Annotated in this window: 12 protein-coding genes; 1 reads left to right on the forward strand and 11 read right to left on the reverse strand. The window is 37.6% G+C overall.

Translation table 11 applies throughout. From position 1 onward, the window contains the following. Nucleotides 1-2 precede the first annotated feature (2 nt). Entirely contained in the window at nt 3-1,070 is a 1,068-nt protein-coding gene (locus tag NHH15_RS13615; RefSeq protein ID WP_262067202.1) for a M24 family metallopeptidase, read from the forward strand. A 207-nt stretch (nt 1,071-1,277) separates the two neighbouring features. On the opposite strand, the gene NHH15_RS13620 is transcribed toward NHH15_RS13615, so the two are convergent. The 11 genes from NHH15_RS13620 to NHH15_RS13670 form a co-directional block, all read right to left on the reverse strand. Beyond that, on the reverse strand, nt 1,278-1,859 hold the full coding sequence (locus NHH15_RS13620; RefSeq protein ID WP_262067203.1) for a DUF4230 domain-containing protein: 582 nt from the start codon (nt 1,857-1,859) through the stop codon (nt 1,278-1,280). A 15-nt stretch (nt 1,860-1,874) separates the two neighbouring features. Further along, nucleotides 1,875-2,291 carry a YjdF family protein gene (locus NHH15_RS13625; protein WP_262067204.1) on the reverse strand — a complete coding sequence of 139 codons (417 nt, stop codon included), beginning with the start codon at nt 2,289-2,291 and terminating at the stop codon, nt 1,875-1,877. Nucleotides 2,292-2,454: 163 nt separating this feature from the next. Then, nucleotides 2,455-2,838: an ASCH domain-containing protein gene (locus tag NHH15_RS13630; RefSeq protein ID WP_262067205.1), complete on the reverse strand. Its 384-nt coding sequence runs from the start codon at nt 2,836-2,838 to the stop codon at nt 2,455-2,457. After that, the gene (locus NHH15_RS13635; protein ID WP_262067206.1) at nt 2,813-3,439 is read right to left on the reverse strand and encodes a hypothetical protein; all 627 of its coding nucleotides are present in this window, start codon (nt 3,437-3,439) and stop codon (nt 2,813-2,815) included. The genes NHH15_RS13630 and NHH15_RS13635 overlap by 26 nt, the downstream gene beginning before the upstream one ends. Before the next feature lie 17 nt (nt 3,440-3,456). Beyond that, on the reverse strand, nt 3,457-3,882 hold the full coding sequence (locus NHH15_RS13640; RefSeq protein ID WP_262067207.1) for a hypothetical protein: 426 nt from the start codon (nt 3,880-3,882) through the stop codon (nt 3,457-3,459). A gap of 225 nt (nt 3,883-4,107) precedes the next feature. Then, on the reverse strand, nt 4,108-5,139 hold the full coding sequence (locus NHH15_RS13645; RefSeq protein ID WP_262067208.1) for a helix-turn-helix domain-containing protein: 1,032 nt from the start codon (nt 5,137-5,139) through the stop codon (nt 4,108-4,110). 83 nt (nt 5,140-5,222) lie between these two features. Continuing rightward, nucleotides 5,223-6,206 carry an aldose 1-epimerase family protein gene (locus tag NHH15_RS13650; RefSeq protein ID WP_262067209.1) on the reverse strand — a complete coding sequence of 328 codons (984 nt, stop codon included), beginning with the start codon at nt 6,204-6,206 and terminating at the stop codon, nt 5,223-5,225. After that, nucleotides 6,203-7,786, reverse strand: coding sequence for a ClC family H(+)/Cl(-) exchange transporter (locus NHH15_RS13655; protein WP_262067210.1), 1,584 nt, complete (start codon nt 7,784-7,786; stop codon nt 6,203-6,205). Before NHH15_RS13655 ends, NHH15_RS13650 begins: the two co-directional genes overlap by 4 nt. A 17-nt stretch (nt 7,787-7,803) precedes the next feature. Continuing rightward, a complete protein-coding gene (locus tag NHH15_RS13660) occupies nt 7,804-9,888 on the reverse strand; it encodes an ATP-binding protein (protein ID WP_262067211.1) in 2,085 nt (694 codons plus the stop codon). A 12-nt stretch (nt 9,889-9,900) separates the two neighbouring features. Then, complete coding sequence (gene mutT, locus NHH15_RS13665) at nt 9,901-10,299, reverse strand: 8-oxo-dGTP diphosphatase MutT (RefSeq protein ID WP_262067212.1); 399 nt, start codon at nt 10,297-10,299, stop codon at nt 9,901-9,903. A 15-nt stretch (nt 10,300-10,314) separates the two neighbouring features. Beyond that, on the reverse strand, nt 10,315-13,227 hold the full coding sequence (locus tag NHH15_RS13670; protein WP_262067213.1) for a DEAD/DEAH box helicase: 2,913 nt from the start codon (nt 13,225-13,227) through the stop codon (nt 10,315-10,317). Between the last annotated feature and the right edge of the window lie 266 nt (nt 13,228-13,493).

Genomic DNA, 13,493 nt, shown 5'->3' on the forward strand with positions numbered 1-13,493 from the left:
CTATGAATGAACCAAAACTTCTTTCCCACATGAAAGAAAATCATCTCGATGCATTTTACATATCGAAGAAGGAAAATGTTCGCTTTATCAGTGGCTATACCGGTGATGACAGTGCACTCCTTATTACATCGAATGAGTACTTCTTCATCACAGATTCTCGTTATACAGAGCAAGCTCAACTAGAGTGCCCTGAGTACACGATTAAAAATTGGCGCACTCCCGGGCGAACCAAAGCTGACATGGTAGGAGATCTGGCTCGGGAACACAAGCTCACATCTGTGGCATTTGAATCAGATGTCTTAAGCTATAATGATTTCCAATTATTTGACGAGAAGGTAGATGCCAATCTCAAACCTTACTCCGGTGTTATCGAGACCTTTCGCCAGATAAAGACGCCGGAAGAGATTCAATACATGCGTGCTGCATGTGAAATCTCTTGTCGTGCTTTGGAACAGTTGATGCCTATGATTAAACCAGGAATTACAGAAAAGGAGTTGGCCGCTAATCTTTCTCTCTTTATGGTGGAAGAAGGCGCTGATACAATGCCTTATGGGAATATCCTTATCTCCGGCAAAAAAACCTCCTTATTACACGGTATTCCTTCCGAAAAGAGTATTGAGTATGGAGACTTTGTTTTGATTGATTTCGGTTGCCAGGTTCATGGCTATATGTCTGATATGACGCGAACCTTTGTCGTTGGAAAAGCTACGGACAAGCAAAAGGAGGTTTACGAGATTGAAAAAAGAATGTTAGAAGAATCCACTGCCATTCATAAGGCCGGCGTTACCGGAAAAGATATTTACATTGCTTCTCTAGGCCCTCTTAAAGATACGCCTTACATGGGTTATCAATACAATAACATCGGACACGGTATTGGTCTTTTTGTACATGAGGGTCCCTTCTCTTCCGAGCAAGACTTGACTCCCTTTCCAGTCGGTAATGTACGTACTATTGAGCCTGGGATTTATATTCCTAATTGGGGCGGTGTCCGGATTGAAGACCAGCTTTTAATTACGGAAGATGGGTATGAAAATATGGTGAGGTTTACCCATGACCTCATAGAGTTGTAGGGACAAAAATAACAACCTCTCTAGATCTTAGGCGTTGCAGGCTCCAGAGAGGTTGTTATTTTTTTTGGGGGGTGTCCCACAACTTTACGTTATAGGGAAATTGCTGAAATTTCATCTTGTTATGTATAGAATGGCGTAAAATATTATGATTGCCAGGACTATAATTCCAAGTGCGTATAAAATTTTCTTTTTCATAGGCTCTCCTTGTTATTTATCTGTAAAGACGATTTGGTATTTCTTTAGATCATATGTATTTCCAAAAAAGCTTGTCAGTATCTTCTCTGCATTACTGCGTGCATTTTCAAGTAAGCCTTTTTCGATTGCATCTTTTTGGGCCGTTTCTTTTAGCTCTTTTAATGCATCATTATTATCATCTAAGGTGATTGGACTGAAAATACTTTCATCTTCATGATATACCTTGAATGACTCCATATCAATCTCATTGCTCATTACTTTTGGTTCAGGTAACTTCACTTCGATAGTCGATTCATTTGCTTTCCATGTAATCTCGTTGAAATCATAGCCTGCCTTTATTACCACATCATAACTATACATTTGCTTGCTTTTTGTAAATGGTATGGTAGCTCCAAACAATTGTCTTGAGTTCTCTGAAACACTTACTTCTGTACAGTAGGCTGATTGTGTGACCAACTCACCAATATCCTCAAATCCGATTTCTATTGTCTTGCTTTCAAAGAAATTATATTTTTTTGAACCAACCATCAGCACAGCTATTGTAATCAAAATAATCAGAATAATTGCCAATACCCACTTGAAAAATTTCTTCAATTTCCTAATACCCCCTTAATGTCCCTTGTGTTTTTCTTTTCTTTTTTGTTGCTTCAAATCAAACTGACGCTGCTTTTCGGCTTCTCTTTGCTCCCTGCTCGTCTGCTTTCGTACGGTCTTCATCTCTTCTCTTTGAAGCTGTAGCGCTTGCTGTGACTTCGTTCCGATGCCGACATTTTGGGTCTGCTTTTTTGCTTCCCGTAATCTGCGCTTCGGATTAATTGCAGTTTGCTTTATTTCCGTTTTGATAGCAGGACTAAATTTTAAGTTGGTATAATTTTTTGTTATAAAATCATATACCTCATAATCCTTTGGTTCCACACCAAATGTCACCTTACATACAGATAACTTCTCTTCTGCTAAACGTTCAAAAACACCAATCCAGAACGGTTCCTCAAAATACACGGTCAGTTTTACATTTGCTTTGTCCATAATTGTTCCCTCCTTATAAAGTATTATGAACAAAGAATGGACAACCCGGAGGGGCAGGTTACTTACCCCGCTTATTCTTGCGGGACGGCCGGGCTACCTTCCGGCTCTAGTATATTTCAAACATACATTGCGTTTTTATCTTTGCTGTTCCATTATAGCATATTTACATTGCGTTTTCTGATAAATACATAAATGATTGAGGTGCGACTTTAACTCCAATATCAGATAATAATTGAGGAGTTTCATATTTTAATACTTCTCCTAGTCTATACGCTATTGCTTTCTTTTTTTCTTTAAAATAGTCATCATAAAATTTTTTCGTAATTCCAGACTCCTTTTTTGTCACTTCCCACAATTGTTCCTTATCCATTTCCAGCGTCTCTAACACCTCAACTTCACCAATCACTCGTTTGACTGGGCATGTTGAATAAATAACAATTTTATCCACCTTTCTTTTACATATTCTCTTTCTATACTCATAGCACTTCGTCCCGTGAACTATATTTTCAACGTGTTGCGGATTAATCGATAATAATATTTTGCACATTTATTCCACCCATTTCTAATATTTTAATAAACTCATTTTTAGTATAATCTATATTATAGGGATGTGTTGGAAATAGTTCAACGTCCTTTAATGATTTATGATTCACATTATTTCCTTTTCCAAAAAAACCGTTATAAACAAGCTCTATCATTTCCACATTCTTATTATTCAAAAAAATAGTCATCAACTCATCTTGTGAAAATACAGTTTTATTACCCGCTAATTTCAGATAGTCTTGTAGCGATATTATTTCACGTCCAAATTGCTTTATTCTTACAATCTTTGTTATGGTTCCAAAAGACGTTACCACTGATTTATATGTTTTCCCTGTAACCCCCTCGTATATACGATATATCCCAACAGGCTCCCCAACTTCATAATGAGTTGTACTATATGGAGTTCCTATATATATTTTTGTAACACCATTTCCGGCGGTTACCTCTTCAATCCGCTTATTATTTCCCATTAGCTCTGAATAGGGAAATAGGCGGTCATGAAAAGACTCATAAATAGGAATTAAACCAGCCTTAAAAAAATTCAGCTTGATAAAGGGAAAGGCTGAATAAGGGGTTGAATAATCAATACAACTTCTTTTCTTCACATAAACACATTCGCCTCTCAAATTTTTCCTTCACATTGAAACCCAAATCGTTCAATTAAGTTGATTAATTCTAAATGCTTTTCAAATACTGTTACATATATCTCTTCGGCTTGGCTCTCCTGCCACTTCCATAGAGCAACACCAATAGCCCCTTCCCCCAGTCTTATCCCCCTCTGCCGTTCAGATAAACGCAATGTTCCTATTTTCACGCGATTACAAAAAGGCAACATTTTATTCTCTAACTGAATAGATTCGTTCTCTCTTTTCAAATACAAAAACGCACCAATTCCCGTATCATCATTATATACTAGGGTTTCTTCACCTTTCTGACATTTCATTTGAAACCAATCGCTAAACTCTGGATAATCACTTTTTAATGGATCAAAAAAAGAATCTAGTAAGTTGATCTCATAAAACTTTTTCCACTGGAATTTTCCACTCATAGTTCGCTCCTTTTCATTCTATACACTGTGTATGCCACTCAGAAATATCGTACTAAACTCCTTCCACACATTATATCAAGTGTTCATTTCACCATCAAGCTTTAGACCATATTTTTCTACTATTTAGTGCATTATATCTCATATATCCAAAATAATTCTATTCACTCATTTAAAATAACTATTCGCACAAAAAAGGAAAGACAACTCTGCCTTTCCCTCAAAATTCTATTCTTTTAATTTCTTCCATCTCTCATCATTTTTCAAGAAGCCATAGTGTTCTTCATCTCGAAAGCAACCTAACAAATCCGCTTTCAGCTTTTCCAGAAAATCCCTTCCAACCTTCTGAAGGTTCATATGCTCATAAAGAAATGAATCGGTAAAACCATCAATTTGCTCCACGCTGGAAAGCATTCCTTCCATTATCGCTAACAGGCTCTCCTTATCCTTTTCAATTGTAGCAACTTCAAGTCCGCAGGATATTTCATGATATTTACCCATTTCAAAACACCTGGCAAGTGCTTCTTGTTTTTCAACAAGTTGATGTGCTTTTTCCATATCCTCGTTCTTAAGGGAAAGCCTATACATTCCTTGAAGAGAAGTACTTGCCTGCTGGTAACTGGAGTAGAGCAACTCCTCGTAGGCTCTCCAAGCCTCTTCTACCCGCTCTGTCTCCGCATAAATATGTGCCTGTATCTCTTTTTTCTGTGGATTTTGTTGTGATAGGTATTCCAAATATTCCTCTGCTTTACCATATTCCTTTTTGATTAGGTGAAATCGAATCAATGCATGAGCTGATTCAATTCGAATCGCTTCACGTCCGCTTTTCAGTCCCTGAATGAAAAGATCACATATATAATCATCATACCTCTCAGCGTTCGGTACTTCCTGCATAATTCGTTGTGCATCAAGAAGCTCTGCCATTTGCATAATAAGCACTTCACAATTTGGATACTCCTCTATTTTTTTCTTCACCCAGAGGAAAACCTCTTCGTATGGTTCTTCCTTAAATTTAATATCTGCTTCTTGAATAATCTCGTTTATTTCCTCATCCGTTAAGTCTTCTTGAAAAGATAGTAATGTGTCTAATGAAACCTCTAACAATCTGGCAATCGGTGCCAACAGTGTGATATCTGGAAATGAATTGTCATTTTCCCACTTATTTACTGCCGGAGCCGTTACTCCCAGACGTTTCGCCATTTCTTCTTGTGTCATATCTTTACTTTTTCTATATTTTCGAATTACTTTTCCTAGTCTCATGCACTCAGCTCCTTTTCATAGCCATCATATCAAACACGAAGTTTTTCCACAACTGAGTCACTGTTAAATATTGCTTTTAAACATTAACCATTGTTCATGTTTGGATGTGTAATTGCAAATTCAACCTGGTAACGAATCTTTTCCCCAGCTTTTATGTATTTCAAGCTTCCCTCTGCCCGGGATGCCTCACGTCCTATCGGATAACAATTTCCACATTCCAAACCAAGAACGTAATCATTTACTCCCATCATCTTCCATTCTGTAAACGAGTCCAACGTACTTAGGTCAAAGGCAATCCTTACTTTTGTATCCAGCTTGGGTTGAAAAATACTTGCCTCCCCCTTTTCCTTGCAAGTATGGAAGTAACATTGTTCCGTAAAATCGACCTGGGGTTTTTCCATCTTCATCCAGTTCTCATACCCTTCTCTTGCCCGCTCATCCCGAGGCTCTACACTTTCAGATGACACCTCCACTATACTATCTTCATCCAGTAGAGGATATCCCATATTCAAATGATAAAGAAGCTGTATTGGAACATCCGTCGTGCCTCGATTTTCCACCTCATCCGTTAATGTAAATGTATTATCCACTAAACTAACTACATAGGTTCTGTTCAGACGCAGCTTCGTTCCAAAGAGCACTGCATCCTCCATCACTGCCTGAATTTCTATTTTATCGTCCATACACTTATAGGCATGATAGTGAGATGGTGTATTGCTAATGCTTCCATGTAAACCATATTCTATACCTTCATCAACACATGCACATCCAACATTTTGCAGACCGCATGTGGTTAAAAAGCCTGCTGTAAAGCTTTTTAAAAACTCTGTACCACGTGAATCATAGTACGATGGATGGACATAGCCACAAGGAGAGAAATAGCCAAGATTTACACCTTTACAGCTCAGACGGCTGATATCTCCACACTTATCTAAATTCAACGTTAGATGCAATCCTTTCCCATTCTCTATTTCAAGAAGTCTTAAGCCGTCCCCTCTTCCACCTATTAAACGATGTTCCTCTACTCGAACCATCTGGGATTCATGTCCTATATATTCGTTTTTCATTTTTGTTTTCCCTTTCTTTCCTGACAGAGCTTTCGCATCTGTTGATCCACTATTAATTGCTCTCCTCGGGTCATCATCACAACAACTAAATCTCCAACAACCACCAGCGTATCTCCACTCGGAATAATATCGTTCGTTCCACGCTGTATGGAAACTACCAAACAGTTCTCTGGCCAGCCAATTTTCTTAATGGTAACGCCGTCAAGAGCCGACTCCGCTTCCACTGCATAGGAACTTAATATCTTCTCTCCCGGCTTTGCCATTGGCTGAAGTTCTTTATCTCCTCGCTTATGTAGAAGCCTTCCTAAAAGACTTTCATAAATCGGTTCGCTGCCTAATAAGGTTGCAACCACATAAGCTACAATAGACACTACCGCCAGGGAAAGCATTTGGTTTAATGATCCCGTCATTTCAAATAGGAGAATAATTCCTGTTAAAGGCGCCCGCACAATTGCAGCAAAATATCCTGCCATAGCAAGCACAACAAAATTATTGAGATAAATTGAATCCAAGCCAATTGTTGTACTAGCCACCTGTGCGAATACACCGCCAATGTAACCACCAATTACTAAAAGAGGAAAGAAAATCCCTCCCGGGACTCCTGCTCCAAAACTGAATCCGGAAAAAATAAAACGGCCAAGTAAAATAAAAAGCATTGTCCCAAGCATCATCTTTTCACTGGTCAGTGTATCAATTAAATTGTGGCCACTTCCCAATAATTCCGGTGCAGTAAATGCCAGAACACCTGCTATTCCAAAGGGTATCATCATTTTCATAACTCCTGGCAAAAAGGTCAGCCGTTTATAAAAATCCTGCATTTTCAAAGTAAACCAATTGTAAAAAACACCTCCTAGGCCTAAGACAATACCCAGCAGAACAATGTAGCCATACTCCTGATGGGAAATCGTCTGGGTCAAAGGGATCTGAAACACCACATTTTCTCCTAATAGCAAAGAAGCCAAAAAATCTGCTGTAAGTGAAGAGGACATGACACCTATCAACAACGACACTGAAAAATTTTTATGCACTTCTTCCAGTGAGAAAAGAACACCTGCCAGCGGTGCGTGAAAGGCTGCCGACAAGCCTGCACTGGCTCCACATGTTAGTAAGAATCGCTGCCTTGACTGCCCACTTCCAAGAATTTTACCCGTTGCCTTCCCCATCATGGCACCTAATTGAATGGATGGGCCTTCCCGTCCCAAGGCTAAACCTCCAAATAGAGCCAACAAACCTCCCGTAAATTTTGCAAATAATACACGCCACCAGGATTGCTCTATCGCCCCTACTATTTCTCCCTCTAGTTGTGGGATTCCGCTCCCTGAAATCAAGGGTTCAAACTTTACCAATAGATACACTAATATAGCTAAAACAGCTAATATCACAAACCATAAAATCATACCAACCAGATTGTTTTTCGCCTGATAAATAATCAAATCTCTAATTTCATTTACATGCTCCAAAGCTAACCGATATAATGTTACGACTCCTCCGGCAATCGCCCCTACTAATATTCCTTCCCCTACTAAAGATAATGCATTAAGTCTAGTTCTTTTCAATTGTTCCAAAGTATCCTTTTTCATTGTCTCTCCTTTGATAACTACTGATATAAGTGCTGATGGATTGTCTGATACAACACATTTATATCAATTGGCTTTGGAATGTGTCCGTTCATTCCTGCCTCTAAACACTTCTGTACATCTTCTGCAAAAGCATTTGCTGTCATGGCAATAATAGGAATCGTCTCTGCATTCGCTGTATCCGAATTACGAATCTCCCGAGTCGCCTCATATCCATCCATCACCGGCATTTGTATGTCCATTAGAATTATATCATACGTTAAAGCGTTTTTCCGAAACATAGAAAGCGCCTCTTTTCCATTTTCTCCACAATGAACAGCAGCCCCTTTCCGTGACAGCAAGGTAACAATAATCTCTTGGTTTATTTTTATATCTTCCGCCAAAAGAACTGTTTTGCCCTTTAAATTAAGGTCAATACTCTCTACAAGCCTATTGGCTTTGTTCTCCTTCGGTGAATCTCCTTTTTTCAGCTGAACAATCACTGTAAACTGACTGCCTCTCCCCGGTTCACTCACCAAGGTAATATCACCATTCATCATTTTTGCAATATGCTTGCTGATTACCAATCCCAGTCCGGTTCCTCCATAGATGCGGGCCGTTGATTTTTCTGCTTGTTCAAAGGATTTGAATATATTTCCTTGTTGCTCCTTCGGTATTCCAATCCCATTATCTGTTACAACAATCTGTAGATTAACCCATTCTTCTGCACGGTCTATACAAGAGACACGAACCTCTATCTTTCCATTTTCCGGCGTAAATTTCGTTGCGTTTGACAACAAATTCAACATAATTTGTGTCAACCGCAGCTCATCCCCTTCTACATAGCGAGGCACATCATCGTCAATCGTAACATTGAGTGTTTGTTTCTTTTCCCCAGTACGTACACCAATAATATTTTTAATGTTATCCAACATTTCACAGGAATCAAAGAGCTCACATACCAGCTCCATTTTCCCCGCTTCAATCTTACTCATATCTAAAATATCATTAATAACTCCTAACAATTGCCGCGTTACTGCATCAATTTTATCCAGATAATTGTGAACTTGATTAATCTCTTTTGTATCCTGTGCTATTGCAACCATTCCAGTGATTGCATTAATCGGCGTGCGTATCTCATGACTCATTGTCGCAAGAAAATTACTCTTTGCCTTTGTTCCTTCCAAGGCAGCATCCTGCACACGTATTAGCTCCACAGTCATTTCATTTCGCAAGAGCGCCGTAGCAATCAACAAACCTGCTGCCCGTAAGATTCCTTCTTGCGCTTCGGCAAACTCACGCTCGCTATGACAGTCATCAAACCCAATAAATCCCCAAAATTCTCCTTTATAATATACCGGAACCACCAGGATTGAGAGGATTCCTTGTGGTGACAATTGATCCTGTTCTGCCTGAGACAGATTTCGCACCAATCCATTGATGCTTTTTCCTTGCTTAAATGCTTCTTCCCATCCCGGAATATTTTCATCATAAGGAATATCCACCGCTAAATCCTTATTCTGTTGAGGCTCTACTTCTTCCGACCACTCAATTATCTGGGTACAGTGGAGTTTCTCGTTTTTTACATGATTCTGCCAAATATACATGCGGTCTGCATCTACGCTTTTTGCCAGAAGTCCCATACACTCATGCAATACAAGATCAAAATCTTCTACCCTCGATGCTAGTAGTCGAGAAGCCATCTCATTCGATGCACGCAGCATTTGATCATGACGCAATACTTCTTCAACTTGTTTCTCCACATCAGATTGAAGATTTTTATTTTGCTCCAGTATTTTATCACCTTGCTCTTTGAGAGAATTTGTCATATGTTCCATGTATTGCATCATAAAAAACACAAAAAAACTTCCCAATATAAAAACAGTGCTAACAAAATATAAGAAGGGCTCTGCAGCTCCCACTAAAATGTCTACCCCACTAATAATATAGCCAATTACAAAGAAAATCAGCATAACAAACACGATTGTCCTATTTCTTTTAAGATAAGGATGATTGTCAATAAGATATTCATCGATTTTTTTAAAGATGGTGTTAAATTTGTATGTTGTGTAAGCCATCAAGATACTACTTGCCAGAACGGCAAACCCACAAAGAATTTGCAGCATATTTTTCCCCCTCTATTCATAATTCAAATACTGATTTTTAAGAATATTGACAACTTCTATATCCGCCGGCAACCAATCTACACTATTTATTTCGGCCTTCGCAAGCCACCTCGATGCTTCATGCTCCGTTAATGTAAGTTCTCCTTCAACAATAGTACACAAATAACAATGCATCGTTAAATGGAATTGCGGATAATCGTATTCTACAGTATGTACGAGCTCCTCAACTTTTACTTCTGTCTCAAGCTCTTCCTTAATTTCCCGCACAAGTGCATCTTCTGCACTTTCACCTGATTCAATCTTTCCACCTGGGAACTCCCATCCCCCTTTAAATTCTCCATAACCACGCTGGGTTGCAAATATTCTGCCATTCTTTTTTATTATGGCTGCAACTACTTCAATTGATTTCATATATATTATTCCTCCCTATTTTGATAAATAGTCATATAAATCATCACGAACAGAATGCTCTAGTTCCAACTTAATATTCATAATTGGAGCCCCGTTTGTATTACTCGTTTCTTTTGCCTTTGTTGGCATGCATTTTCCTAAATAGTAGAAATCACTACCTTCACCATCACTTTTTTTTATAAACAAATAAACTTTCAATCCGTTTTTCCTATAATCCATTATCCTCTGAGCTTCTTCTCTCCAATTTCCAGTACTTCGTGTCATCCAACTGAATTCTTTATTGTTGATAAACTCGTCTTCATATTTCGTACTCTCAGAAATAAACTCCTGCTTATGATAAGTAACAAATATTGGGCAAGTCTCATGTTTGATTCGATATCCATAAATGGTTGAACTCTCATCTTTTTCCCAATTGAGAATTCGGCATACATCTTTACGTGAATATTTTTCATACAATGCTAGTCCACTTTCATCAATGCTGTTCTCATAAGTCGCTTTATGTCTACTTATTGCAAAATTCAGTATATCTTTGACATGTTTAAAAAAATCATTGTGCAACAATCTTTTGTAATAATTGTAGGCTCTTCGGTAACCTTCCTTTTTATGGTCTGTTATGATATTTACCTTAGCATATTTTCTTTTATCACTTGGACTGTTCAGAAACTTTCCACTTATCATGCGAATAGCTGATTCCAGCGACTCAGGTGACGCCTCTCTGTTGTATTTGTTTTTTAGAATATCTGCAATTTCTTCAATTTCAAATTCTTTATGATGCAATAAATGCTTCAATATAATTAGCTCTTCTAACCTCTTACCATTTCCTATGAGTTTTGAAATAAACTCTAATGTTATATTCTCATCATCCTCAAGAACAACTTTATATTCCTTATCTACTTTTTGCAAAAAGGCATGATACGTTCCTGAATACTCAATAAATAGTAATGGATCTACCTCTCCATATTCTTGAAATTCCATAAGCGTTGGTATCTTTCCCAGTTTATTTTTTAGCTGAATATATTTTTCTGATAATAATTTGAGTTTTGTCGTCACATTGTCTATAGACTTAAGAATTTTATCTTTTGCAATTTCATCAAAATGAATAGATGCGCTTCCAGGCATGATTCTATTCCCTTCAATCACACACCTTCTCATGTTATCCTTGTTATATGTTCGCTCACCAAATAAAGCAATTGGAATCATAAAATTATTAGTATAATTTCCTATAAAATCGAGTACCACAACAAATTCTTTTCCATCTGCCTTACGCAATCCACGCCCCAACTGTTGAACAAACACTATGGGAGACTGAGTAGGCCTTAACATAATTATTTGATTAATTTCAGGTATATCGACCCCTTCATTAAAAATATCCACCGTAAAAATGTAATCTAAAAACTCCCCATCTTCATTATAATCATTGGCCAAAAGTTCTATAGCCTCTTCTCTTTTATCTTGTGAGTCATCTCCGCTTAGCGATAACGTTCTATAAGTGCGCCCTTCATATTCCCTTTCATTGAATTTGTCTGATAAAAATTTTGCCTCCTTTTTTGTACTACAAAAAACTAAACCTTTTACTCTATTGCCACTATAACCATAATAAGTCGCTTGTTCAATAATATATTCTACTCTTTCATCTGCGACCAATAAATTAAAATCTTTTACACTAGACTCATCGTCAAATGTCTCTCCATTAATAGAAATATCTGTAATTCCAAAATATTGAAAAGGACACAATAACCCGCTCTCTAATGCTTTTTGCAGACGTATTTCATATGCAATATTATGATTGAAAAGTTTGTAAATATCAAAACCGTCCGGCCTCTCCGGGCTCGCCGTCATTCCTAACCATAAGGACGGATTAAAATACTTCATGATTTTTTGGTAACTATCAGCCCCCGCTCGATGAACCTCATCAACTACAATAATTTGAAATTCATCTGATGCAAATCGTTCTCGAACCTCTTCTTTTGCCATCATTTGCATAGTTGAAAATAGGTATTCAGCATCATAGTCTTTATGAGTTCCTGATAGAAGTCCAAGCGAAACCGTATTTCCAAAAACATCTCTATAGCTTTTTATAGCCTGCTTAGCAATTTGTTCTCGATGTACTAAGAAAAGTGCTTTTTTAGGTTTTTCTTCGCGTAGAGCAAATGCAGATGCATATGTTTTTCCTGTTCCTGTTGCCGAGATAAGCAATGCCTTATCTTGTCCATTTTTTCGAATTTCTTTCAAATTCTTAATAAACTCAACCTGCATTGTATTTGGCTCAAGTTTATATTGCTTTATTGTTGGTATCTTTGTTAAACGTAAAGTCTCTTTCTTTGAATTATAAATTTCCCTATATGTATCAATTACATCTGCAATCTCTATTGATGACTCCCACAATCGTTCAAACTCATCAAGCATATCTATCGCGAACTCACCTTGAGATGTACTCACCAACTTAGTGTTCCATTCTTTATTAACCGTCAATGCTTTCAATGTCATATTTGAACTACCTATAATCAAACTATAGCTTTCATCATTTTTAAACATGTACCCTTTAGTATGAAATCCACTATGTTTTTCTTCATTTGTACAATACATTCTCAGTTCAATATTTTTCAATTCATTCAGCTTTAATAATGCTTTTGGTTCACTAAACTCTAGGTAGTCCGTTGTCAAAATTTGACCTGGAATATTCTTCTTCTCCAATTCTCGTAGGATCATAAGCAGTGGCACTATACCACTTTCTGTTATGAACGCTACACTAATTTTGAATTCCGAACAATTACGTAGCTCATTTTCTATTATTGTAAGAACCTTTCGCCCACTCTTCTCATCATTTGAGATAAACTGTGGCTTATAAGCTAAATTAGAACTTCCTTCATAATTTATAAAGGCTTTTTCCACTCCATTAAATATATTTTTAACAATATCACCATTCATCTTCATTTCCCTCTATCTAACAATCCTTATTTTGCATTTATTAATTAGACGCTCTGTTGAAACCAATTTACTTTCCACACTCTGCCTTCTTTATTTGACCCTCGCATCATATTTTATCATACTATTGTCAAAAATTCATATCATCAATTAATATAAGCCCTATATCACCTAATGCAATTCAGCTATGATCCTTTCCACTGCCGGCTCCCACATAAAAATAGTGTCTGCGACACTTCAACTCCCCTGACCCCTCATTCATGAGGGGA

It is taken from the genome of Aequitasia blattaphilus, assembly GCF_024721305.1.
Lineage (GTDB): Bacteria > Bacillota > Clostridia > Lachnospirales > Lachnospiraceae > Aequitasia > Aequitasia blattaphila.